Annotated in this window: 18 protein-coding genes, 1 pseudogene and 1 riboswitch; all 19 genes and pseudogenes read left to right on the forward strand. The window is 42.6% G+C overall.

Annotated features, from left to right (window positions below; genetic code table 11):
- The first annotated feature begins 204 nt into the window (after positions 1-204).
- The 19 genes and pseudogenes from N685_RS0106570 to N685_RS0106670 all read left to right on the forward strand — a co-directional run bounded on the left by N685_RS0106570 (position 205) and on the right by N685_RS0106670 (position 26,135).
- Complete coding sequence (locus tag N685_RS0106570) at positions 205-690, forward strand: tetratricopeptide repeat protein (protein WP_031406895.1); 486 nt, start codon at positions 205-207, stop codon at positions 688-690.
- Between the two features lie 14 nt (positions 691-704).
- Positions 705-2,306, forward strand: coding sequence for an O-antigen ligase family protein (locus N685_RS0106575; protein ID WP_051870800.1), 1,602 nt, complete (start codon positions 705-707; stop codon positions 2,304-2,306).
- Positions 2,306-3,265: a Wzz/FepE/Etk N-terminal domain-containing protein gene (locus N685_RS0106580; RefSeq protein WP_162176095.1), complete on the forward strand. Its 960-nt coding sequence runs from the start codon at positions 2,306-2,308 to the stop codon at positions 3,263-3,265. Before N685_RS0106575 ends, N685_RS0106580 begins: the two co-directional genes overlap by 1 nt.
- Before the next feature lie 648 nt (positions 3,266-3,913).
- Positions 3,914-4,795, forward strand: a complete 882-nt coding sequence (gene galU / locus N685_RS0106590; protein ID WP_031406901.1) for a UTP--glucose-1-phosphate uridylyltransferase GalU — start codon at positions 3,914-3,916, stop codon at positions 4,793-4,795.
- 147 nt (positions 4,796-4,942) lie between these two features.
- On the forward strand, positions 4,943-6,202 hold the full coding sequence (locus tag N685_RS0106595) for a flippase (RefSeq protein WP_051870801.1): 1,260 nt from the start codon (positions 4,943-4,945) through the stop codon (positions 6,200-6,202).
- Positions 6,195-7,346 carry a UDP-galactopyranose mutase gene (gene glf / locus N685_RS0106600; protein ID WP_031406905.1) on the forward strand — a complete coding sequence of 384 codons (1,152 nt, stop codon included), beginning with the start codon at positions 6,195-6,197 and terminating at the stop codon, positions 7,344-7,346. The genes N685_RS0106595 and glf overlap by 8 nt, the downstream gene beginning before the upstream one ends.
- 22 nt (positions 7,347-7,368) lie before the next feature.
- On the forward strand, positions 7,369-8,310 hold the full coding sequence (locus tag N685_RS0106605) for a glycosyltransferase family 2 protein (RefSeq protein WP_051870802.1): 942 nt from the start codon (positions 7,369-7,371) through the stop codon (positions 8,308-8,310).
- A gap of 64 nt (positions 8,311-8,374) precedes the next feature.
- Positions 8,375-9,436, forward strand: a complete 1,062-nt coding sequence (locus N685_RS0106610; protein ID WP_031406909.1) for a glycosyltransferase — start codon at positions 8,375-8,377, stop codon at positions 9,434-9,436.
- A 403-nt stretch (positions 9,437-9,839) separates the two neighbouring features.
- The gene (locus tag N685_RS0106615; RefSeq protein WP_031406100.1) at positions 9,840-10,976 is read left to right on the forward strand and encodes an IS110 family RNA-guided transposase; all 1,137 of its coding nucleotides are present in this window, start codon (positions 9,840-9,842) and stop codon (positions 10,974-10,976) included.
- Between the two features lie 142 nt (positions 10,977-11,118).
- Positions 11,119-11,963, forward strand: a pseudogene (locus N685_RS18305) (ISL3 family transposase); the annotation flags it as partial.
- A gap of 77 nt (positions 11,964-12,040) precedes the next feature.
- A complete protein-coding gene (locus N685_RS20270; protein ID WP_031406911.1) occupies positions 12,041-13,300 on the forward strand; it encodes an O-antigen polymerase in 1,260 nt (419 codons plus the stop codon).
- Between the two features lie 196 nt (positions 13,301-13,496).
- A complete protein-coding gene (locus N685_RS0106630; RefSeq protein WP_031406913.1) occupies positions 13,497-14,585 on the forward strand; it encodes a glycosyltransferase family 4 protein in 1,089 nt (362 codons plus the stop codon).
- Positions 14,582-15,715, forward strand: coding sequence for a glycosyltransferase family 4 protein (locus N685_RS0106635; protein ID WP_031406915.1), 1,134 nt, complete (start codon positions 14,582-14,584; stop codon positions 15,713-15,715). The genes N685_RS0106630 and N685_RS0106635 overlap by 4 nt, the downstream gene beginning before the upstream one ends.
- Positions 15,716-15,725: 10 nt before the next feature.
- A complete protein-coding gene (locus tag N685_RS0106640) occupies positions 15,726-17,096 on the forward strand; it encodes a sugar phosphate nucleotidyltransferase (RefSeq protein ID WP_031406917.1) in 1,371 nt (456 codons plus the stop codon).
- A gap of 133 nt (positions 17,097-17,229) precedes the next feature.
- A complete protein-coding gene (locus tag N685_RS0106645; RefSeq protein ID WP_031406919.1) occupies positions 17,230-18,636 on the forward strand; it encodes an undecaprenyl-phosphate glucose phosphotransferase in 1,407 nt (468 codons plus the stop codon).
- Positions 18,637-19,317: 681 nt separating this feature from the next.
- Entirely contained in the window at positions 19,318-19,443 is a 126-nt protein-coding gene (locus tag N685_RS20145) for a hypothetical protein (protein ID WP_256371112.1), read from the forward strand.
- Between the two features lie 520 nt (positions 19,444-19,963).
- Positions 19,964-21,631 (forward strand): IS1634 family transposase, encoded by a 1,668-nt coding sequence (locus N685_RS0106655; protein WP_031405759.1) that lies wholly within the window; start codon positions 19,964-19,966, stop codon positions 21,629-21,631.
- A gap of 857 nt (positions 21,632-22,488) precedes the next feature.
- Positions 22,489-22,571, forward strand: a riboswitch (cyclic di-GMP riboswitch).
- 26 nt (positions 22,572-22,597) lie between these two features.
- Positions 22,598-23,317, forward strand: a complete 720-nt coding sequence (locus tag N685_RS0106660; protein ID WP_031406921.1) for a hypothetical protein — start codon at positions 22,598-22,600, stop codon at positions 23,315-23,317.
- A gap of 496 nt (positions 23,318-23,813) precedes the next feature.
- The gene (locus tag N685_RS0106670; protein ID WP_031406923.1) at positions 23,814-26,135 is read left to right on the forward strand and encodes a bifunctional 2',3'-cyclic-nucleotide 2'-phosphodiesterase/3'-nucleotidase; all 2,322 of its coding nucleotides are present in this window, start codon (positions 23,814-23,816) and stop codon (positions 26,133-26,135) included.
- The last annotated feature ends 498 nt before the right edge of the window (positions 26,136-26,633 follow it).

Raw genomic sequence — 26,633 nt, forward strand, 5'->3', positions numbered from 1 at the left:
AAGGAAAAATCGATAAATGAATAGCGATGCATGATGATTCAAAAGATGTCTTGTTTGTCAATTATATGTTGTGGTGATGAACCGCTTTTTAACAAAAAGCTGTCTCGTTGACGTTTCTACCACCCTATTGCTTTATGGTGCAAGGTGCACTAAAATTTACAAGTAGGAGGTTGTCGATTTTTGCATAATGAGGGGAATTTACTTATGTATGGAAAATGGGATCGATACGTGTTTCTTAGTTTGCTAGTTTTCATTTTATCGGGAATCAGCTATGCGCACTGGAAAGGCCAACAACAGGATGAGCAATTTCTAAAAGACTATAATGAGTATCAACAGGCGATTCAGTTGATGCAACAAAGACAAGTAGAGCAGGCTTTGCCAATTTTGCAGTCATTGTCGAGCAAATATCCGGACCGTTATAACATCATGCGTACGCTTGGGTTAGCGTATGCGATGAAAAATGATTTTCATAAGGCTGCTTTTTATTATGAAAAAGCGATTAGAAAAAGGCCTTTCCTGCAGCAGGACCCGATTTTCACGCTGCAATTTGGCGAGATCCTGTATTATAAAGGGGAATATGCAAAGGCTAAGGCATATCTCGAACAAAGTAAAAAATTGCCTGGATCAGAAATGTATCATGCTAGAATCGATGAACTATTGGTTCAAATCCAACATCAAAAATCATCATAAGGTGAGAAGCGAACATGTCTGATTGGTATAAGTATTTAACTATTGAACGTGATGAGCATGAGGACCAAATGGATATGGAGCGGGTCGATGCCATATTGTTTTGGGGGCTGGCATTCATTGTACTGGTCATCCCATTGATCGTTAGAGTGCATATTGGCGATTTTATCAGCCCGTCTATTACTCAAACCGATGTATTGGATACGGGAAAGAAAGCGGATGTGTTTACATACTATAAATTTGTTGTGCTCCTTGTCTCTACAGCGTTTCTCAGCCTTGTTTTTCTATATAAAGTGTTAGTGCTTAACTACCAAATTCCGAAAACAAAAATTGACATAGCTCTCGCTGTACTCGCTGTTTGTTTAACTTTGTCGGCTGTTTTAGCTCCATATAAAACGCTTGCTTTGTACGGATTGCACAATCGCCATGAGGGTACATTGACGTACTTATGCTACTTGATGTTGTTCTTCATCGCGTCTAATATACGGTATACTGTAAGGAGATTCCAGCAATTCATTTACTTTTTGACCCCTTTCATAATCATAAATACGATATTAGGAACATTGAATTTCTTTGGTTATGACGTTTTACAGCTTCACTGGGTGCGGACACTGTTATATTCCAGCCTTCCAGAGGGGGCGAAAATCGCTCAAGGTTCATCTTTCCTTGCTACGATTAACCACGGAAACTATGTGAGCGGGGTTTCGGCTTTTTTTGTTGCTCTTTTCTTCTGCTTGGCTGTTTTGGAGAAAAAGATATGGAAGAAAATCTTGAATGGTTTGATCGCCTCAGTAGCCTTTGCTCTGCTTCTTTCGTCACTATCTAGTAATGGTTTTGTGACGCTAGTATTGATGAGTCCGCTGTTCGTCTATATGATCGTGAAAGCAGAAAAGAGAAAGGTCGCGGCTCTTTCAAGTCTGGTATTGATGGTTGTTTTTGTTGCTGTTTATGTGCCGTTTGTGAAACAAAATCACCGTGTTTGGGACGAGACAATTGGGTTTTTCATCCCATATAATCCATTTCAACAGGATCATCAACAAGCAGGACTGAATACAGCATTCAAAGATATAGAGCAGGTGGTCGGGCATATTACCGAAAGGGTGGTGAGCGGTTCATCCGCTTATGCAGATGCTGAAGAATACCGACTGCCAAAGCTACCAGGACCGGGGATAGCGCCGGGATCTGGGCGGGCCTTTATTTGGGAAAAAGCATTAGAACTTATTTCTGACAAGCCGTTTATAGGATATGGATTAGATACGTTTCCTTATTTCTTTAATCAAGATGATCCGGAAAAAAATTCGAATTTAGGCGAGGGATATAGTGTTATTGTCGATAAGCCCCACAACATGTATATCGGTATGGCTTTTGGAGCAGGGATTGTAGCACTGTTTGCCTTAGTAGTTGTGATGGTGGGGGGGCCTATACAGTTGCTACGTTCTACCCACGTACGCTTTAATGTATACATTGCAGCGCTTTGCGCGGCGCTCATGGCTTATGTGATTCAAGGGATGTTTAACGATTCGATTATTGGAACTGCTGTATTCTTTTGGGTAGGATTAGGTGTTTCCATCGGATTTTTACGCACAACAAACAAATCAATCAAAGGTAGGAACAGATGATGGATGAAACAATCAGCTTGCGAGAACTCATTGAAACGATATGGAAAGGAAAATGGATCATTGCGGCTACAACGATTGTAGCACTAATCTTTTCTGTGTTGGCTAGCTTTGTATGGATCAAACCAATATATTCAGCAAACGCTACGGTATCCGTGAATAATGGGATCGTGCCCGGAAAACAATTCGATGAAACCGATAGTTATTTCAATGAGATCATTACGCCTTCGGCCTATATGGAGCGTGTACAATCCATTTCTGTGATCGAAGAGGGGATCAAAAAAGCGCATTTGCAAGGAAAGTATAGGGCAGAGCAAGTCAAAGGGAATCTAAGCGTTGAAAATGTGCCTAATACCAATTTGGTTCGTATCACTCTAAAAGCGGCCAATCCCTCTGACACCAAAAAGCTGTTGAACGGGATTTTAAGCGCTGTGAAACAGTCGATATGGAAAGATATTCAAACAGGTGTTGAGAAAGATCTCCATCACTTTATGAAACTGAAACAAAAAGAGCAAGTCCAACTGCAGCAAACCATTAAACTTTATCGTCAAGAAGCAGTGGCTTTGAAGTTGCCGCCGTCCCTTTTGCTTGATGCAGTCATTTCGTATAACAACCAGTATATCATCACCTTGGACTCAGATCGTCTACGTAATATTTCATCTCTTTCGGAAAAAGAGTTAATTGCTCTAAATGAGTTGAGTAATCAAATCAAATCGTTGGCTGACCGTTACCGTCAATATGTTAATAAAGAGCAGCAGTTGCGTGATTTTTTGCAATCATTTTCCATTGAGAATAAAATATTAATCATTTCTGCACCGGTTGCCCCTCAAGAGCCGGATAGCCCTAAACCATTATTAAATATGGGCATTGCTTTCGTGGTGGGCATCATGGTAGGAACAGGTCTAGTTTTCTTCTGGCGTTATTGGAAGGAAACTGGACAAGAAAGAATGCTCGAATCCTAATGTATAAGTTTCAAATCATCTAAGTAGTCAACTGCTAAAAGAAGAGACGGTGATGTCTCCTTACCGTTATCAATGGAGGCACTCGGCCATGCCGTGGGTGGGGACGATGACGGTCCTGGCACCTTAGACGCCCGTCGTCGAGGGTGTGGCGTGAGGGCGGGTTAGATGCCCGGTTTTTAGCCTGCTTTTCTATGTAATCGTTGATTATAGATGAAGCGTATCGTTTATAAATAGAAAGATAAAGGATTTGTAATTTGTAAAGAGAGGCGATACGCGCATGAAACAAATTTGGGCGTTAAAAAAAGCGAAATTGTCAAAATGATTTTTCGCCGCAAAATAGAAAACGGTTTTCCAACTGATACGTTTTAATGAGATTATTTTGGAGTAAATGGAATTTAACTCGATGAAGAGGATAGATAACCTCAAGCTCCTTGAATAAAGCTTTTATGAGAAAAAACGACGAAAACGGTGGAATACTATATGTTATTGAATTGAGGAAGGCACAATTAGCAATCCATTGCTCGATTGAGGCGATGTTTTTTCGATCAAACTTTTTATGTCTATGCGCATCGGCGCATCGGTATCGCCTCTGCTGTACCGATGCGCGGGGGCACATAGGCCAACGAATACATAGGGGGGTGCATACACATGAAAAAAGTACGCAAAGCCATCATCCCAGCGGCGGGCTTAGGGACGCGCTTCCTTCCGGCGACCAAGGCGATGCCGAAGGAGATGCTGCCGATTGTCGATAAGCCGACGATCCAATACATCGTCGAAGAAGCCATCGCCTCAGGAATCGAAGACATCATCATCGTCACTGGAAAAGGGAAACGCGCCATCGAAGACCATTTTGACATCGCCTTTGAACTCGAACAAAACTTAATGGAAAAAGGCAAATACGACTTGCTGGAGAAAGTGAAAGAACCGTCGAAAGTCGACATTCACTACATCCGCCAAAAAGAGCCGAAAGGATTGGGTCACGCCGTTTGGTGTGCAAGAAACTTTATCGGTGACGAACCGTTTGCCGTCTTGCTTGGCGACGACATCGTCCAAGCCGATCCGCCGTGTTTGAAGCAGCTCATCGACCAATACGAACAAACGTTGAGCTCCGTCATCGGCGTCAAACAGGTGCCAAACCGTGAAACATACCGCTACGGCATCATCGACCCGATCGAACAAAACAGCCGCCTCTATCAAGTGCGCCAATTCGTCGAAAAACCAGCGCCCGGCACCGCACCGTCCAACTTAGCCATCATGGGAAGATACATCCTCACACCGGAAATCTTCCTCTTCCTTGAAAAACAAGAAACTGGCGCGGGCGGCGAAATCCAACTCACCGACGCCATCCAAAAGCTGAACGAAATCCAACGCGTCTTCGCCTACGAATTCGAAGGCAAACGCTATGACGTCGGTGAGAAACTCGGATTCATCCAAACGACGATCGAGTTTGCGCTGCAAAACGAAGAGTTGCGGAAGGAACTGATTCCGTTTATGGAACGGTTGTTGGAAAGTGTAGCAGAGAAGGTGTAAGAGAAATAGAGTAAAGAAATAACGGGATAACCAAAGGAACTGCTAACGTATAACGATTTGACTGTGTTCATCTTTGGAGAAATGGTCTTTAGATCTTTTGAAAAAAAGGGTCTAAGGACCTATTGAATGAAACAGGAGAAAAAATGTATGTCCCATAAAAAACGATTGCTGGAGAATTTCTTTTCTTTGGCAACTTTACAGGGGTTCAACTATATACTTCCTTTACTTACACTGCCTTATTTAGTAAGGGTCTTAGGGCCGGCCAACTATGGGCTGATTGCGTTTGCCCAATCGTTTATCCAGTTTTTCGTTATTTTCGTTGACTATGGATTTAACTTGTCTGCTACAAATCAAATTGCTGTTTATAGAGAGAATAGAGAAGCAGTCCAAAAAATTTTCAGCACAGTGATGGCGACCAAAGCTGTCTTTGCGGTAATCGGTTTTGTGTTGCTTTGCTTATTAGTCTTCTTAGTGCCAAAATTCCAAGAACATAAATTAGTATATATTCTTACATTTGGAACGGTTATTGGCAATGTCTTATTTCCTGTCTGGTTTTTCCAAGGAATGGAGAGGATGAGGTACATAACCGTTCTAAATATTATTTCAAAAACACTGTTTACGGCAGGTGTTTTTTTATTGGTAAAGCAACGGGATCATATACTATTGGTTCCTTTGCTCAACTCTCTCGGAACGATGTTAGTCGGAATTCTGTCTCTAGTCATGATCAAAGGAACGTTTGGTATACATGTTGTCCTCCCTGGCTGGAGCGATGTGAAGCATCAGCTAAAAGAAGGATGGTATGTATTCATTTCGACAGTGGCTATTAGCCTGTATACTGTTAGCAATACGTTCATCCTTGGTTTATTTACCAATAATACGATCGTGGGATATTATGCTAGTGCCGAGAAAATTATCAACGCTGCAAATGGGATGATCAATCCTGTCTCACAGGCGATTTATCCATATATTAGCCGATTAATGTTAGGAAACTATGAAAAAGGACTAATATTTATAAGAAAAATCCTATTTATAATCGGCGGTTGTACACTTATAATATCTTTCATGATTTTTATTCTTGCGGACGGCATTGTGGACACCGCATTAGGAGATCATTACAAGCCATCCGTCATAGTTTTGGAAATTCTGTCCTTCTTGCCTTTTGTTATAGGACTGAGCAATATTTTAGGAATTCAGACAATGCTGACGTTAGGTTATAAGAAAGCTTTCTCTAACATTCTTCTGGCAGCGAGCGTCCTGAATATTTCCTTAGCTGTTTTTTTAGTTCCTGTCTGGCGACATGTGGGAACGGCGGTTGGCGTTGTTATTTCGGAACTTTTTGTGACTTCGGCCATGTTCGTTTATTTGTATTCGAAAGGGATTAAACTTCTGGAGGGTAAACATGTTTGATTATGTGATCATTGGAACAGGATTTGCCGGCAGTGTGCTGGCGGAACGGATTGCAACGCAGTTAAACAAGAAAGTATTAATGATTGAAAAACGCAATCATATTGGCGGAAACGCATACGACTCCTATGACAGCCAGGGCATTTTAATTCATAACTACGGCCCACATATTTTTCATACAAAGGTAAAGAAGGTTTGGGATTATTTATCAAACTTTACGGAGTGGCATTTATATCATCATAAAGTGTTAGGGGTCATTGATGGAAAAAAAGTACCGATTCCATTTAACTTGAATTCGATTCATCAAGTTTTCCCTAAAAGTTTAGCAGAACGTTTAGAGAAAAAGCTGATTGAAAACTTTGGCTATAATAAAAAAGTGCCTATCTTAAAATTGCGACAAGTAGAAGACCCAGATCTGAAATTTTTAGCTGATTATATATATGAAAAGGTGTTCCTTGGTTATACAACAAAGCAATGGGGAGTGACACCGGAAGAATTGGATCCCTCTGTTACAGGGCGAGTGCCTGTGTATATTAGCCGGGATGATCGCTACTTTCAAGATCCTTATCAAGGAATGCCCAAAGAAGGGTATACGAAACTATTTGAAAGAATGTTGGATCATGAAAACATTAAGATTTTGCTAAACACGGATTACAAAGAGGTGCTGGAATTTAACTTTGAAACAGGCGAGGCCAGCCTATTTGGGCAAAAATTTAACGGGAAGATTGTTTATACCGGTCCCATTGATTACTTTTTTGATTATAAATTTGGACCGTTGCCATATCGTTCACTAAACTTTGTATTTGAACAGTTCAATCAAGAGCAAGTGCAAGAAGTAGGTACTGTTAATTATCCAAATGATTATAACTTTACAAGAGTTACTGAGTTCAAACACCTAACAAATCAAACTTCTGATAAAACAACAACTGTTAAAGAGTTTCCCCAAGAATATATTCCAGGGGAAAACATACCCTATTATCCTATTAAGAATGAAGAAAATTTAGAACTGTATAGGCGATATAAAGAGGAAGCAAGAAATTATGAGAATCTAATTTTTATCGGGCGTTTGGCTGAGTATCAGTATTATGATATGGACATGGTGGTGGCTAAGGCAATAAGAGTATTTGAGGAAAAAATAAAAATATGACTACAAAAGGTGAGAAAGTAAAGTGGAAAAAGTATGTGCAGTAATTGTAACTTATAATCGACTGGAAATGCTAAAAGAATGCATTGATGCTTTATTAAAACAAACGTATACATTAGATGGTATATTAATTATAAATAACAATAGTACAGATGGAACAAAAGAATATTTAGATGATGTCGTAAAGGAAAATAAAAAAATTCAAGCAATACACTTGGATGAAAATGTTGGAGGAGCTGGAGGATTTCACGTCGGTGTAAAAGAAGCTTTTGAGCGGGGATATGACTGGATTTGGATAATGGATGACGATGCTGAGCCGCGTACAGATTGCTTAAAGATTCTGATGGATTTTGTTTACAGACATAAGGATGTAGGTTTTGTCGCTCCACTAATTGTTAATAAATATTCTGGTAAAATTCAAAACTACCACCATAAGAGGCTTAATAGAACACTAACAAGGGATATACCAATATCTTTGGAATTTATAGATAGCCAAAAAGTGATCGAGTTAGATGCAAATGCATTTGTTGGCCCGCTAATTTCTAAAGCGGCGGTAGAGACGGTTGGTTTTCCACGACATGATTTTTTTATTTGGCTTGATGATACGGAATATACCTATAGAATAAAACAAAAAACGAACAGTTTTTTAATCACAGATGCTGTGATTTTTCATAAAGACGGAATAGCTCCTATTGATTCGATCAGAAATTTCTGGAAAGTTTGTTACGGGCTAAGAAATAGAAGTCTTTGGATTAACTCAGAACTAAGAGGAGTAAATTTATTTATTGGGCATTTATGTTTATTATTGGAGTTTATTAGGCTTTCATTGTGGATTATGCTGAAAATGAAGTGGAAGCACAATAGAATTTTAGGTCTTAAATATTTAATTCGGACACTATTTTGTTCTTATAGAAGAATAAGTGGGAGATTTATTGATCCTTCTGAGTATTTGAGAACTCTTAGATAAATGAGTTTTTAACTATTGAGGTGAGATAGTGAGGGTTTTGTATATTTCTGGAGCCTTTCCACCAATGAAATGCGGAGTGGGAGATTATTTATATCAGCTACTATCCGAGATGGGAAAGATGAGAAATTTAAATATCTCTTTAATCACATCTTCTGAATGCATAGAGCAAATGCAAGGCGTGTCTATATACCCTATAATCAAGCGTTGGGATTTTACGGCTTTTCCACAGATAATAAAAACTGTGAGCAAAATTAGACCTGATATTGTGCATATTCAATATCCGACAATTGGTTATAAAAAATATTTATTCCCTTCTTTTCTCCCGGTTTTATTGAAGGTATTAGGAGTTAAAAAAATTGTTCAAACATGGCATGAACCATTAAGCAGAAAAGGACTCTTCAGATATTTCCCTAATTTATTAGTTGATTCTATAATCATTAATGTAGAGTCCGACTATTTAAATAAGTTACCTAACTTTTACGCCAATCTATTGAATAAAAAAATTAGATGCTATATCCCTATATCCTCTAATATCCCGATGTCTAAATTAGATAACAAAGAAAAATTATCCTTAAGGAAGAGGATTTTTAAAGAACAATATCAGAAAAATATAATAGCATACTTTGGTTTTATAACACCTAACAAAGGGTTAGAATATTTATTTCAAGCAGCAAACCCAGAAAAAGATTCTATTTTATTAATTTGTGAGTTAAAAGAAAGCGATAAGTACCATAACAAGATTAAGGATATTATAAACTCAGATAGGTGGAAAAAGAACGTGGTATTAACAGGATATCTACCAAATGAAAAGGTAGCAGATTACTTAGCAATAGCAGATATGGCAGTATTTCCATTTATTAAGGGGTGTTCGGAAAGGAATGGTTCGGTTTTGGCGGCACTTCTACAAAATACATTTGTAATAACTACAAGTTTCGAGAAAAACGGTTATTTTGGAAATGAGCACATTTATTACGTGCATCCAGGGAATAAAACAGAGTTAGAGCAGGCTATTATCAGGTATAGGAAACAAAATATTCATCAAGAACGGCAGAGTAGCTCGCTTGTAAAACCGTGGAGTGAAATAGCGATGATGCATGAGAGAATTTATAGGTTTTTAGGAAAATGAACCATCAATGATAGATGAATTTTCACTATCTCTACTCAATCTCTCAGTAAAATCCAAAGAGCCATTTTGCTAATTCTGTTCTCGAAAAACATTCATAAGACGGATCAAGGCGGCGCATTTTCACGGAAAAGATCCATGGGCAGCACGATCTGCCCTCCACCCGGGGATGAAAATCCCCCTTTTCTTCCCATAATGAAGAATAGGCGCAAACAGTTCAACAGGACGTTATGCTTAATGGTGGCTTAGACCCTGTACGGAAAAGTGTTTGAATCCACTGGGTGCACCACCCATTGTCCGCCCTTTCCTGTGATAGAGGAAAGGTGACGACGAACGGAAAACTGCCGCATGTCTCCCGTGGATTCGCTGTTTGCGCACTCCATCATCGAAAAGGAGGCGTTTCATCATGGATGTCATCTATCCTCGCTGCGCAGGATTGGATGTTCATACCGAAACTATTGTCGCTTGTGCCCTATGGGAAGAAGAGGGGGAGATTCAAAAGGAGATCCAAACGTTCTCAACGTTCTCGAAAGGGCTTGGCGACCTGCTCGAGTGGCTCGAAGACCATGGGGTCACCCATGTCGCCATGGAATCCACCGGCGTGTATTGGAAACCGGTCTTTGCCTTCCTCGAGGGCTATGTCGACTTGACTTTGGCCAATCCGCAGCGGATCAAAAATGTCCCGGGAAGAAAAACCGATGTCTCTGACGCCGAGTGGATCGCCAAGCTGCTCCGCCATGGACTCATTGAAAAAAGTTTCGTCCCCCCAGCGCCGATTCGTGAACTGCGGGATTTTACCCGCCTGCGCAAAAAGTGGGTCGGACAGTTGAGTTCAGAGAAAAACCGGATTCAAAAAGTGCTGGAGTCTTCCAATGTCAAGCTGGGCTCCGTCCTCTCGGATCTCTTCGGCGTTTCCGGACGAAACATCCTTGCCCGGCTGCTCGAGAAGGGATACGTGGACAAGGACGAGCTGGATCAATGCCTGCGCGGCAGGCTCAAAACGAAAAAGCAGGCGGTGTACGATTCGCTGCTGGGCACCTTGACCGAACATGAGCTCTGTCTCCTTCGCCTCTTGTGGAAACACGTGGAGGAATGCGAGCGGCTCATCGAAGAAGTCGACCAGCACATCGACCGCCTGCTCGAGCCGTATCGGGAGGAAGTGGACTTACTGATGACCATGCCTGGAATCAAAAAACAAACCGCCGCCGTCATCATCGCCGAGATGGGAACCGACATGAGCGTCTTTGAAACGCCGGAACGGGCGGCTTCATGGACGGGGTTGTCCCCCGGCAACCATGAAAGCGCCGGAAAGCGAAAGAGCACGCGCACCACCAAAGGCAATCCCCATCTTCGATCAGCGTTATGCGAGGCGGCATGGTCAGCAGCTCGATCCAAGACACATCCCTTGTCCCGAAAATTTTGGTCGTTGGCGGCCCGATGCGGGAAGAAAAAAGCCCTCATCGCCACGGCTCGACGAATGTTGGTGATCATCTTTTGCATGATCTCCCGCAAAGAGTCGTTCCGCCAACCACAACTCATTTAGTATAGCCAACAGGCAGCCGGATGATACGAGATGCCCGAAAATGGGGCACCTCTGCTTTCCTATTGCCTTCTTTGGCCATTTTCAGTATACCCACACGGATCAGGAGCGTATACAGCACTCACCCAGTGGTGGGGATTTTCACGGAAAAAAGAAGCAATGGATGCATGGCTATGCTCAGCGAATCGGAATTTTTTGGATCGAACTTCCTGTCGAGCGCAGACGTTGTGGTACGTGTGGCGTGACATTCAGCACGTCGTATCCAGCCATCTCTCCTCGAAGTGTGGCGACGGATGCGTTTCAGCGATGGGTTGCGCAATCTTGCATCGGAACATCCATTCAGGCCGTGGCTCGTATGCTCAAGCTTCCTTACACGACCGTTGAACGTTGGTTTTATACCCATGCTCCTTCCTTCCTATCGAATGACATCCGGCCAAAGGCGGTTTGTGTCGATGAGTTTGCTTTTCGGAAAGGGCATGACTATGGAGTGGCGATCATGGATGCCGAAACGGGAGAAGTGTATGCCATTGAAGCAGGAAAGAACGAGGAAGCTATTGGACGTGCATTGGCTCATGTGTCTCGTTCTGTTCAGTATGTCGTGAGTGATTTGGCTCCAGCGATGAAAAAAGCGATTCAACGGGTTTGCCCAGAGGCGACACATGTGGTCGACTATTTCCATGTCATTCAGCTATTTACCGATGCGTTAGAACGTTGTCGCAAATATTTGGACAAAGGGGGCAAGAAACACGGAAATGTTCGCTACGTTGATATGTATGTTGCCCTTGTTCAGCTGTACGCGCCATCGCAAAATCGCTTGTCAAACGAACAGATGAAGTCATATCGTGCATATTGTCACCTTATTCAAATGGAAAAATGGAGGGGACGAATAACAAGATCAAACTAATCAAACGTCGGGGATACGGATACCGAAATATCCAGCGTTTTGCATGGCGGGTTCGTCTAGAAACAGCTAACATACTTTCATGGTAGGTTCAAGTACATCTTTTGGTGATGAACCATAAATATTAAATTATTAAATTAAAAGGAAGGAATGGAAATTAAAGGACATGAATAGTATATGGTGGATTAATCCATCTAGATTTGTGATATTCATTTTGCTCCCCCTTTATATAATAATTTATGTGAGCGCTGGATCTTATATTGGGGGGGTAAAAAACTATTTTGAACCGTTCTATTTCATGGTAGGAATGCTCTTAATTTTGAGTATATATTTTAGTATTTCTCTTGCTCTGAAGGTAAAAACAACCATAAACGAAAAATGTTACAATTTTGTTATCAAAGACTTTTTTATAGAACTTCTTTTTTGGTTGACTTTTATAGGCTATTTCGTGTGGTTCTATAAATTAATAGTTAATCCTCAAATGATTATAAATTATTTCTATAAAGAAGGGTATGTTTGGGTTGTTAGGAATGAATTGAATACTTTACCTGGTATAACTACTTTGACGCAATGTGGGGTTGTGTTCAGTATATTTTTTGTAAACAATGTTTTTATTTGTACTAAGTATCATTTGAAAATTAAGAAAAGATTCAAGGTATATTTTGTTGTTGTGTTTTTATTTACCATTTTGCGTTCTTTTGTTTGGTCTGAGAGACTAGCGTTAATCGAATTGCTTATTCCACTCTTACTCCTATATTTTAACTTCCATAGTTTTAACAGCAGGATATCTAAATTGTTTATTAATTTATTTCCATTTTATTCGATTGTTCTTTTTGTCATCTTTTTTGGCGTTACTGAGTATTTCAGAAGCTGGCCCTATTATAGGGACCGTTACTACAGTTTTTGGAACTTTATTATTGAGAGGATAATGATATATTATTCAACAGCTATAAATAATGGGGTAGGGATACTTCATTACTATAGTTGGCCTAGTTATTCTTTCTATTTTACGTTAAATTGGATATACAGGCTTCCTGGAATAGGGGACTATTTGTTAAGTTGGCAAAAGAATAATATACCTTATTTTGTAGATAAATATGGCAATCCTGAGTTCACCAATGTTGCTGGCTTATTCGCAATTGTTTACGATTTGGGGATTATTGGTTCATTTTTTTATTGTATAGTATTGGGCTTCTTTATAGGGATTATTTATAACTCTTTCAAAAGGAAACATATAATGGGATTGTTACTCTATCCAATTTTTTTTATATCATTGGTAGAGATTTATAGAATACTATATTTAGGGGAAAGTAGGATTTTTTATATATTGTTCTTTGGACTTCTAGGGATTATATTTTCGCGAAGAATATCCATGAGTAATTTTTATTCCCTACCTAGAAATGAAAATCACTCTGTTCTTCCATAATATGGGTTAATAAGTTATAGGTTTATCAAAAAATTTCGGGTGTTTGAGAGTTGAGGAACTTAGGATAGATCTTCATATTGAAAAAGTTTTCATACCTATTTGGAAGGGGAGAAATTTCCTTCTTTCGAATACCTCAAATTTATATATTTTGGAATTTAATTATTTTTACGATGGATACTTGTTAGAGGTAAAATCTATGAAGAAATTAATCATCAACGGTCGATTCCTTACTCAACGTGTTACCGGGGTTCAAAGATTTGCATTAGAATTTGTTAAAGCATTAGATAAATTAATTGAGATGGATGACATTAGTTTAAAGCTTCAGTTTGTCATTATGGCGCCAAGAGATATAATAACCGATATAAAATTAAATAATATCGAAGTTATCCCTGTTGGTAAGTTGAAGGGACATTTATGGGAGCAACTTGAGCTCCCTTTTTATTCTAGAGGGGGATTATTAGTTAATCTGTGTAATACAGGACCTTTGTTAAAAGGTAAACAAATTGTCACGATTCACGATGCAGCTGTTTACTCAAAACCTGAGGGATTCACTAAAATGTTTGTTTATTGGTATAAATTCCTTTTTCGAGCTTTATCCATTATTGCTCATAAGATCGTAACTGTGTCTGAATTCTCGAAAAGGGAGTTGGCTCACTATTGTTGTATTAAGCCAAATAAGATTAGAGTTGTTTCCGAAGGATGGCAACATATTCAGCAAATAGATGCAGATTTAGATGTTTTTCAAAAACACAATATAAGTCCTAAACAATACATTTTAGCAGTGAGTAGTTTAAATCCCAATAAAAATTTTCAAGGCATAGTAAAGGCAATTGAGTGCTTAGGAGATGTTGAGACAAATATTATTATTGCAGGAGGAACAAATCCTAAAGTCTTTAGTTCTTCTAACGGTTCATTACCTAATAACGTGAAGTATATCGGCTATGTGACTGATGAGGAGTTAAAAGCTCTTTACGAAGGAGCCATGGGGTTTATCTATCCTTCATTTTATGAAGGTTTCGGCCTCCCTCCTCTAGAGGCCATGGCTTGCGGCTGTCCAGTCATTGTTTCAAACGCAGCTTCTTTGCCAGAAGTTTGTGGGGATACAGCATTATATGTTGATCCATATAGCCCAGAGGATATTGCTGAAAAAATCAAGCTACTATTGTCTGATAATAAATTAAGAGACGAATTACGTAGAAAAGGATTGGAAAGAGCCAAGATGTTTTCATGGGAGAAATGTGCGCATGAAACCCTCAAAGTAATTGAGGAGGTGCTAGCAAAGTGAAAGTCGCCATTATCCACGACTGGCTAGTCACCTATGCAGGCGCTGAGAAAGTATTGGAACAATTGCTGAAGATTTACCCGGATGCTGATTTATTTAGTCTCGTAGACTTTACAGACGAAGGGCAGAGAGGGTTTATTTTAAATAAACAGGTGACGACCTCTTTTATTCAAAAGTTGCCATTTGCCCGGAAAAAGTATCGGAGCTATCTTCCTTTTATGCCACTGGCTATTGAGCAATTGGATGTATCAAAGTACGATGTCGTTATCTCAAGTTCCCATGCAGTTGCGAAGGGCATTATTACAGGCCCTGACCAGCTGCATATTTCTTATGTTCATTCACCAATCCGCTATGCCTGGGATTTGCAACATCAATATTTAAAAGAAGCAGGGTTGGAACGAGGAATAAAAGGCTGGATTGCGAAGGCCATCCTTCATTACATAAGAAATTGGGATTACCGAACAGCAAATGGTGTTGATTATTTCGTTGCGAACTCAAAGTTTATCGCTCGGAGAATTTGGAAAGTGTATCGGAGGGAAGCGGATGTCATCTACCCGCCAGTGGATGTATCTGCTTTTTCTTTTCATGATAAAAAAGAAGAGTTTTATCTTACGGCATCCCGGATGGTGCCGTATAAGAAGGTTGATTTAATTGTTGAAGCCTTCTCAAAAATGCCAGATAAAAAACTTGTTGTAATCGGTGATGGTCCTGATTTTCAAAAAGTTAAGGCAAAAGCTGGTTCTAATGTTGAGTTGCTTGGATACCAACCTTTTGAGGTGTTAAGAGACTATATGCAACGAGCCAAAGCGTTTGTTTTTGCCGCAGAGGAAGATTTCGGGATTACGCCTGTTGAGGCGCAGGCTTGCGGGACTCCAGTAATCGCTTATGGCAAAGGCGGAGCGTTAGAAACGGTTCGGGGATACGGGCAAGTTGAGAAGCCGACGGGTTTATTTTTTGAGAAACAGAATGTGTCGTCATTAGTACAGTCGATCGAGTTGTTCGAGAAGATTTCAGGGGATATTCGGTATCAAGATTGTCGTGAAAACGCATTGCGTTTTTCACCAGAAAGATTTAGAAAAGAGTTTGAAGACTATGTAAATAGTAAACTTGAAAATATGCGCATAAAAAATTAGGAGGTTTCCGATGAAGCTTGTATTACTCTCTGGAGGTTCAGGCAAACGCCTTTGGCCGTTATCGAACGATGCGCGCTCTAAGCAATTTTTAAAAGTGTTGGAAAATCAAAATGGTCAGTTGCAATCCATGGTCCAACGTGTATGGAGACAGTTAGGAAATGTCGGCTTGGCGGATTCTGCCGTCATTGCGACAAGCAAATCCCAAGTCGATATGATCCAAAGTCAATTGGGGCAAAGTGTTCCAATTATCATTGAACCGATGCGGCGTGATACGTTTCCGGCGATTGCGCTTGCATCGGCTTATTTATATAGCGTAGAAGGAATTGACTTAAACGAAGTCGTTGCCGTTTTGCCTGTTGATCCTTATGTAGAGGATCGCTTTTTTGATCGAGTGAAGGATTTAGAGGAAACGGTGTTGGTCAGCGGTGCCGATTTGGCGTTAATCGGCGTGGAGCCAACGTATCCATCAGCGAAGTACGGTTACATTGTTCCAACTTCTCAATCGAGCGATGGCGATTATTTACGAGTCAGCCATTTTACGGAGAAACCAACTGAAGACAAAGCAGCAGAGCTCATAAAACAAGGGGCACTTTGGAACTGTGGTGTGTTTGCGTTTAAGCTTGATTATCTTATTTCCTTGCTGCAAGAAAAGGGATTTTCTGTTCAATATGATGAGTTAGTCAAGCAGTATGATCGGTTGCCGAAAATTAGCTTTGACTATGAGGTGGTGGAAAAGACAGAACATATTGTCGTGTTGCCGTATGACGGGTATTGGAAAGACCTCGGTACGTGGAATACGCTAACGGAGGAAATGGCGACCAACCAAATTGGCAAAGGGATTGTTGTGGAGTCGGAGAACACCCACTTGGTTAATGAGTTTGACATTCCTGTTGCTGTGCTGGGAGTGTCCAACGCCATTATAGCGGTAAGCCCTGACGGAATTTTAGTCGCAGATAAAGCGAAAAGCCCAAAGATTAAAGACATTGTTAATGGGTTTGATCAACGCCCGATGTATGAAGAACGGCGCTGGGGTTGGTATCGGGTGTTGGATTATACGAGATTTGAAGACGGGCGAGAAGTTTTAACAAAACGAATCGGGATCGCGGCAGGGAAAAACTTAAGTTACCAAATGCATCGTTATCGCAGTGAAGTATGGACGATTATTCGCGGTGAAGGGGAATTTGTGCTTAACGGCGAAATTCGCCCCGTGAAGCCGGGGGATGTGCTTGAAATTCCTGTCGGGGCGAAACATGGTATTAAGGCGATGACGGACTTAGAGTTGATTGAAGTGCAGACAGGAACACCATTAATCGAGGAAGATATTATTCGGGTTTATATGTCATGGGATGAGGTAGAGCAGTTTTGTCGTTATGCAAGGTAGTTTTTTCTAAAAAATTGTCGAAAATTGCTATATCTTAATTCCAAATTATGATAAAATAGAGAAGGAATTGACTGTACTACTGTGAAATTCAACTTTCTGTTTTAACTTGGGAGTTCTGTACGGGGGAGTAGTTATGATTCGAGGGCGAGAACGTTTTTTGACAAAGGTTTATGTTTCGATGGATTTCGTCATCATCCAGTTGGCATTTATTTTATCATGGGTGATGAAGTTTCATCTATTTCACGATGGGATCAATGGCCATTTGCCATTGAAAAATTATTTGTTTTGGAGCCTCATTTATGGTGCCATTGCCATTGTAATAGGATATCTCATAGAATTGTATGGACCAAAACGTAAGGATAAGTTTTCTAATGAGTTAGCGAAAGTATTGCAAGTACATACATTGAGCATGTTCCTATTATTAAGCGTATTGTTTACCTCGAAAATAGTTGATATCTCACGATTATTTCTATTTTTGTATTTTATATGGAACGTTATGCTTATCTCGATATATCGCTATATAGTGAAGCAAAGCCTTCGTCAATTGAGAAAAAAAGGATATAATAAGCAATTTGTTCTAATTGTTGGGGCAGGATCGATCGGTAGAAAGTATTTTGAAAATCTCCAAATGCATCCGGAATACGGGCTTGAGGTCGTCGGGTTCTTGGACGACTTTCGGACAAAGCATGAGCCACGCTTTGCTCGCTATAAACCTATTATTGGAAAAGTGTCGGATTTGGAACATATTTTGATCCACCAGTTAATTGATGAAGTCGTTGTGGCTTTACCGTTGCAAGCCTATCCAAAATATCGGGAGATTATATCGGTTTGCGAGAAAATGGGAGTACGTGCTTCTATTATTCCTGATTTTTATGATATCCTTCCAGCATCTCCCCATTTTGAAGTGTTTGGAGATTTGCCGATTATCAATGTGCGTGATGTACCATTGGATGAACTGCGAAATCGTCTTTTAAAAAGATTATTTGATGTTGTTTTTTCACTGCTGGCTATTATTTTAACGGCTCCGCTGATGATCGCAATTGCCATTGGAATCAAGCTAACTTCGCCAGGGCCAATTATTTTTAAGCAAGAGCGGGTTGGATTGAACAGAAGGACGTTTTATATGTATAAATTTCGTTCCATGAAGCATATGCCTCAGTCCGTTTCCGATACTCAATGGACAGTTGAAAACGATCCGCGTCGGACGAAATTTGGAGCGTTTTTGCGGAAAACGAGCTTAGACGAGCTGCCTCAGTTCTTCAATGTACTGAAAGGCGATATGAGTGTGGTTGGCCCACGGCCTGAACGTCCTTATTTTGTCGAAAAGTTTAAAGAAGAAATCCCAAAATATATGATAAAACATCATGTCCGTCCAGGGATCACAGGATGGGCTCAAGTATGTGGATTGCGTGGCGATACCTCGATACAGGCGAGGATTGAACATGATATTTTTTATATAGAGAACTGGAGTTTGTGGCTAGATATTAAAATTATTTTACGTACAATTACAAATGGTTTAGTGAATAAAAATGCTTATTAGATACTCATGATGAATGTAAAAACATCGAGCATTGCAACATCTATTAAAGGTGAAAGAAGCAAAGAGTTAGATTTTTTCGCTATCTTAAACATTCAACAAGCCTAGCACTTTTGCTGGAGATCTGGTAAACTCCATCGTAAGCTGAGTGTTGAAGAAAAGAATTAATTGGAAGTTTGAGGGGAATATCAAGGTATATCAGCGCTTTTTATTAAAAGTATTGAGTTCCTTAAGAAGTGAGTTGTGTTGAAAACTTTGCCAAAGGCGGGTTCCTTTGTTTATTGCGTTTATTCTCTTATTCATTCACTCTATCCATTCTTAAAGCTGATTTAGCGTTTGCAGATTCAATGGTAGAACTGGCATTTGTACAGTAAAAGATAAGTATGGTTATACGAGCAAGGAACGGATCGTTGTTGTAGTGGACAGAATTCCTCCTGCTGTTCCAATTGTAAATAGTGTTACTATATACATGCAACATGAAGAGTTAACCTCTTCGTTATCCTGCACACCCTAAGCGCTGCATCATTTCCTCCAAAGATCTTGTAGGCTCAACCTGCAAGCTGAGCCATGGGGGAGGAAGCTCGTTGCAGGAGAAGTCAAATGTTAATTTTTCAATGAGCATGTATATAGTAAATCTTAAAGTAATTACAGGGAGAGCGGAAGCGAACTCCAGGGTTATTGCATATGTATGAAACCAAAGAATCAGCAGCGCCAAAGCAGATAAGTATGGGAAAATATACGATTAAAATACTACTGAAAAAAGCAGGAACGTCCATTAAGGTAATTGCTGTTGACGGGGGATGGAAATAAGAGTGCTAGAAAAGTTGTAAAAGCGAAAAAGTAGGACTGGGCGTGTGCTTGTCATCCATCGAATGGCTCTGCGGAGAGAAATCTCTGCGGGGCTTTTCCTGCTTTTTAATAAAGAAAAAGTGAAAATAGCTTTACCCTGAGATAGATGATATCTAGAAGGCCGGTGATGAAAGGAGTCAGTTGCCTCACCGCCTTGTTTCTCAAATGGAGAAACCTTATGACATCGGCTTTTCGTTTCATGTCATCCGCCGTGAGCTAGGGGCGATCGCTGTTTTTCACCAACCTTCTAGTCATCTGAAACCTTAATCAAAATTTCTTCTTTTTTCCGTTTTGTTTCGTTTCCAAAGATACGCCCGAGTTCGACAGTTTTGAGGTCATTTTAGGCAAATGAAAATGGCCAAAATGCTGTTATATCAAGGGTTTCACCACGCCTCCCCTAGAAAAAAACGTCGAATTTAATAGGCACACGATTTATTAATTTTCCCTTTTAAAAATAAAGTTTATAATTTATAATATAGGCATGTACATACGACGAGTTACACGCAAAAACAAAGATGGAACAACCGTGGCGTATCTCCAGCTTGCTCACAACGAATGGGATCCGAAGGCCAAATATGCGAAAGCGAAGGTGATTTATTCGTTCGGGCGCGAAGACGAAGTGGATCGCGCTGTCTTGGAGCGTCTGGCCAAAAGCATTTCGCGATTCCTTTCTCCTGAGCAGGCTTGGGAAGTCGAAACGTTGACAGGAGAAGCTTCCGATGACTTTCAATTCCAGTCATGCAAACACCTCGGCGGCGTCTGGCTCTTGGATCAGCTCTGGAGACAACTGGGGTTGGGAGAGATTCTCCACTCCTTGTTTACCTCCCGACATCACCAGATTTCGCTGGAACGGCTGATTTTTGCCATGGTGGCGAATCGCGCCCTTCATCCGTCAAGCAAGTTGGCGATGGAGGAGTGGGTGGAGAAAGACGTGTATATCCCTCACCTTCCTCAAGCCGCCAGCCACCAGTTGTACCGGGCGATGGATGAACTGCTGGCCGTGCAGCCGGAATTGGAACGTCAAGTGTTCCATGCTGTGGCCGATTTATTGAATTTGGAAGTCGACTTGATTTACTTCGATACGACTTCGTCGTACTTCGAAGTGGATCCCTCTGAAACACCGGAAGGAGAATCGCTTCGAAAACAAGGATTCTCGAAAGACAAACGCCCAGACTTGGTTCAAATCGTCATTGGGCTGGCTGTCACCCGGGAAGGAATCCCGATTCGCGCTTGGGTATGGCCTGGCAATACGATGGACATGACGGTCATCAAACAGGTGAAACAAGACTTGATTGGCTGGAAGCTTGGACGTGTGATCAGCGTCATGGACCGCGGCTTTTCCTCTGAAGAGAATTTGCGAATCTTGCAACAGGCCGGCGGACACTACATTGTCGGCGAAAAAATGCGATCCGGCAAAGCCGCCGTCGAAGAGGCCTTAAGCCGTCGCGGACGTTATCATGAAGTGGACGAGAATTTGCACATCAAAGAAATCATCGTCGGCGACGGAGAAGCGCGTCAGCGCTATGTTCTCGTGTACAATCCCAGCGAAGCCGAACGCCAACGCAAGGAGCGAGAAAAGCTGCTCGAATCGCTGAAAGAGGAGTTAAAAGGGCTTCGCCAACTCCCAAACGAAGCCCATCATAAGGCGACCTGCCGGTTGCGTTCCCATCCGTCCTACGGAAAATACTTGCGCCAGTTGAAGGACGGAACCCTTCGCATCGACAAGCAAGCGGTTCGTGACGCGGAAAAGTACGACGGCAAATATCTCATCCGGACATCCGATGACACCTTGTCTGCCGAAGATGTCGCCATCGGGTATAAGCAGCTGGTGGATATTGAGCAGGCCTTCCGAACATTGAAGTCTACATTGGAATTGCGGCCTATGTATCATCGCTTGGAAGACCGCATTCGGGCACATGTGCTGCTCAGTTGGCTTGCTCTCTTGTTAGTTCGGATCGTGGAGATTCGAACCCATGAATCGTGGCCGAACGTAAGGGACGAATGCGAACGTCTCATGCTTGGACATTTTTCTTCAAAAAACGGTGACCTTTATCAACGAACCGAACTGACGGCCAAACAGGCTCAATTCTTTGCGGCTCTAGGGCTGGAGCCTCCTCCGAAGATTCTAGGCATTCATCCTCGCACCTAGATACACGCCCAAAGTATGCCCAAATGCCTCTCGTCCCTTTGGTATCAAGGGATGAGAGGCATTTTGTTTGCCTAGTGACTGTCGAACTCGGGATACGGACCAACGAAGAATAAACGCTCTTAGCCTGTTCGTTTTTAACCACTCTTTCCAAGTATTTCACTATCTTTTACTTATTGTCGGCATATAATAAGTGAATAAATTAAGAAAAAACTGATTATTACTAATAATAGATAATAAGTATATTAAACGTTTGCAATGAATGATACATGCCGACGGTTAGGTGAAAAGAACGGTGATCATTCATGAATAAGAAGAATCGTGAGTGGGTTGCCAACGTCTGAAATTGATCAAATCAAAAAATGGCATGGGACGAAAGGAGATAAAAAAGGGTGAAGGTGCTCGAGTACCGATTTGCCATTCCCCCATTTTTCATTTCATTGCCGCGAAATCGACGGAAGCAGGCTTGTATTTATGTGATGGCTATGCCAAGCAAACCGTACAGTTATGGATGAAAAGATCCGGCTGTTGAAACCGGGAAGAGGCGGGTCGGAGCGATACAATAGGAAGAATCGAACGATTACACAGTGAAAGAACCTGGTATGGTCAGTTGGAGGTTTGAGCGAGCGTTGCTTCCGGATGGACTCAAACAAGAATTGGGGGCAATGACGGCGTTTCGCAGAGATCAAAACGAAGGTCCGTCCATTAATCCGAGGGCTCAGTCGATAGCCTTTAAGTTGAAGTGTTGACAGATACCGCTAAAGAAACGATGGAGAAAATGATCGCCGTTCCTAAGAAGGTTCAAAGGTCAAAAATAGTCATTTCGTCTCACTTCCTTGCGAAGAAAATCATGGTACAATCATGATGAAAGGTACAGCTAAGGAAACTTAGCGTCACAAAGCTATAGGGGCTAAGGGGAAACCTATGCCAGCCAGTTGCCATTACCAAAAAATAAAGGAGGAATTGGTAATGTTAAAGAAAGGATGGCCGATTTTGGTGGCGTCGATGCTCGTCGCCTCTCCGGCGTGGGCGGCCGCCAAGCCTTCAGGCAAAGCGCATGAGCGCGAAACGATGGTGAAGAAAGTAGAAATCGTCGTCAAGAAGAAGACGGAACAAAAGGAAGCAGAGGCGAAGAAAAAACAAGAGTCGTCCAAGCAGCAAAAACTGCTTGCGCAAAAGTTGGCGCAGTTAAATAAAAAAGTAAGCCAAATTGAAGAGCGGCTCAACAAAGTGACTGCTCGCATTCAAGCATTGAGCGAAGGGGAACCGGCAACGGATACGCAAACGACGCCTGCGGATTCGGCGTCAACGGGCGAGCCGTCCACTTCTCAACCGAGAGAGGCCACAGCGGCAACTGACGCTTCGAGCGGACAAGCCGTAGCGGCTAATGACGCTGCAGCTCCCGCTTCCAGCGGGCAAACGGTAACGGAGGCATCGTCTCCGACTTCTCCACCACCCGTTGATGAAGACCAAGCAGAACTCGATGAAGAAAAACAAGCGCAAATCGATGGCCTCATCGGCCAGCTCATTGCCCTGTCCAACCAGCTGCGGGCGGTGACGAATGAAATTCGCGCTCTTGAAAAGAAAGTCGGCGCCGACAACGCCGATATTCAGAAGGTAAAAGAAAAAGTGAAGGCGTTGAACGACCAAGTGCAAGCGAACAAAAGGGCGTTGCTCAATTTGCTATAGAAATGAGGAAGGGCGCCAGTGGAGGGCGCTCTTCGTTGTGTTGCAATGGTGACCTTCTTGCTTGGGTTGCTTCTTTTCCTGCTCTTTCAGAAAAGACAGTCCTTCAAGGCATATCTCTTTGCGAATAATAGATTATTTGAACAGCTTTTCTGCTTCCTTATCTACTCCTCTTAACGATGCGTGTCACTCCTTTAATGTCGTCTGTCATTCCTTATTTTTCTATCTTCCAACGGTTTTTTTGATGTGTTCTTGCCAATGTTGAGCTATCAATCTCTCGTCGGACGGCGGTTTCAATGATAATATACAGCATGAATGTAGAAAAGAGTATTGGAAAGATCAACCATCCCTAAGAATAGGACATTGTGTTTCCCTCTATCTTCTTTCGATATTGTCTGTTTATTCCCTCTATTTCTTTTTGTTTTTCCTATCAAAATTTTGTTGCTTTTATGGTAATGTAGAAGTGAAAGTGATTGAATCTGAGCAAGGGGGATGGGCATTGAAAAAACGGAAGAAATACGCGGCGGCGAGCATGGCGTTGGCGTTGCTGGCTCCTTCGTTTGGGCCGACGGCGGTGGGCGCGGAGGATCGGGATGTCGTCAAGCTGCGCATTTTGGAGACCACCGATGTACATATGAATCTCGTTAACTATGATTATTTCAAAGACAGCCCGACGAATGAATTCGGGTTGTCGAAGACGGCGCGATTGATCGAGCAGGCGCGCGCTGAGCAGCCGAATACGCTTCTGTTTGACAACGGGGATTTGATTCAAGGAACGCCGCTTGGCGACTATGTGGCGAAAGTGAAGCCGCTGCAAGATGGCGAAGTGCATCCAGCGGTGAAACTGCTGCATTTGTTGAAGTATGATGCAGCGACGGTGGGAAACCATGAGTTCAACTATGGCTTGGATTTCCTCAATGAGGTGTATGACGATGCCAAGCTGCCAATCGTCAATGCGAACGTGTACCGCGATGACCATGATCAAAATCCAGATAACGATGTCAACTATTTCACACCGTATCACATTTTCGCGAAAGACGTCGTTGATGAAGACGGAGAGAAGCATACGCTGAAGATCGGCGTCATCGGCTTTGTGCCGCCGCAAATCATGGATTGGGACAAAGCCAATTTGCAAGGGAAAGTGATAGCGAAAGACATTGTGCAGTCGGCGCAAAAATATATTCCAAAAATGAAAGCGGAAGGGGCCGATTTGATCGTCGTGCTGTCGCACTCGGGCATTGAAACCGGCGGAAACAGCTCGAATATGGAAAACGCCTCCTATTATTTGACGCAAATTCCGGGGGTCGACGCCGTGTTGACCGGCCACCAGCATAAAAAATTTCCGGCGCTTCCGGGAACGACGCCCGATTTTCCGGATGGGAACGGTATCAACAATGAAACAGGGACGATCAACGGCGTTCCGGTGACGATGCCGGGTTCATGGGGCGATACGCTTGGGGTTATTGATTTGACGGTTGAGCAAGTCGATGGAAAATGGAAAGTGACGCAAGCGAAAGCCCAGCTTCGCCCGGTGTACGACAAGGCGACGAAAACGCCGTTGGTTGACAGCGAGCCGGCCGTGGAGCAGGCGATCCAAACGGAACATGAAGCGACGATTCAGTACGTCCGCAGCCCGGTTGGAAAAACCACGAGCCCGATCAACAGCTATTTTGCGCTGATCAAAGACGATCCGTCCGTGCAAATGGTCACGAATGCGCAAAAATGGTATGTCGAAAAGATGTTGAAAGGGACGAAATATGAAGGCCTTCCGGTGCTGTCGGCTGGCGCTCCGTTCAAAGCCGGCGGGCGCGGTGGACCGAGCTATTACACGGATATTCCGGCAGGGGAAATCGCCATTAAAAACGTCGCCGATTTGTACTTGTATCCGAATACCGTGTATGCGCTCAAAATTACGGGAGCCGAGTTGAAAGAATGGCTTGAGTGGTCGGCAGGGCAATTCAACCAAATCGACCCGAACAAGACAGACGTTCAGCCGCTTGTGAACAACGATTTCCCGACGTACAACTTCGACATTATTGATGGCGTGACGTACGAGATCGATGTCACCGAGCCGGCGAAATACGACAAAAACCAAAATGTGATCAACCCGAACGCGAACCGCATTAAAAATTTGCGATTCCAAGGCAAGCCGGTGACGCCGAACATGGAGTTTATCGTTGCGACGAACAACTACCGGGCGACGACGAACCGGATCATCAATCCGGGCGGGAAAAACACGATTTTGGCCGCGCCGGATGAAAACCGGCAAGTCATCATCGATTACATTCGGGAAAACGGAACGATCAACCCGTCGGCGGATGGCAACTGGACCTTTGCGCCGGTGAAAGGGAAACAACCGGTGACCGTTTCTTTTGAATCGTCGCCGGAAGCGCAAAAATACTTGCCGCCAGACGGCAGCATCCGCTATGTCGCCAACTTGCCAAGCGGATTTGCCCAATATGAGTTTGCCTTGCCGCTTTGGAAGGAAGAAAAGCCCAATCCGCCAAAGCAGCCGGAAAAGCCAACCCCTCCTCGGGGGCACGTGAAAAAAGTCTACTGGGACGGCGTGGAGCTGAAAAAAGGGCAAATCGGCCGCTTGACGGTGGAAAAGCCAATCAATCTATGGAAACGGACGAAGGATGGGCGCCTTGTGTTCGTCCGTATCTTACAGCCTGGGGAAGTGTACCGCGTCTACGGGTATGACGCGCGCTTCGGCGGACAGTATGCGGTCGGCGGCGGGTATTACGTGACCGACATCGATACGCACATCCGCTACGAAACGCCGTCAAAGGAGAAGTTGAAGTTGGTGAATGGGGAGTAAGCAAGAAAGCGAGGCTGTCCGAATGAATGGGACAGCCTCGCTTTTTGCAGTTTATCATTCCGGATTGAGAAGCCCCCGCTTCTACGCGTGAGCATAAGTGGGGGGATGAATCGCTGTCTTCGTAAGACCGCTGAGCCGTGGGACGCACGGGGATGGCTTGGTTCATAGCCTGCCGCGGGGGTTCCCAAGAATCTCCCGCCTCTAAGTGCAAGCATAGGGGGAGAGCGTGCAAGTTAGTTGGTAATTAATGAAGGTGTTATGATGTTCACAGTTCAAATCATTTGACGGAGTAATAGTCAGTGGCAGTGACGTCGCTGTTAAAGTGTAGCCATAGACATTGTGGTTGACCAAGGACAGTGTTTGGAACATAGTCAGTATGATATGGAGCCTCCATAGGAATTATTTTGCTCGAATGGCGATATATGAAGATATTTCAATAGGCAACCAGCCGATCATGTCTCTCCCTCCATATTAACACGATGTCTTTCCGGGAGTGGA

It is taken from the genome of Geobacillus vulcani PSS1 (assembly GCF_000733845.1).
In the GTDB taxonomy this organism is placed as follows: domain Bacteria; phylum Bacillota; class Bacilli; order Bacillales; family Anoxybacillaceae; genus Geobacillus; species Geobacillus vulcani.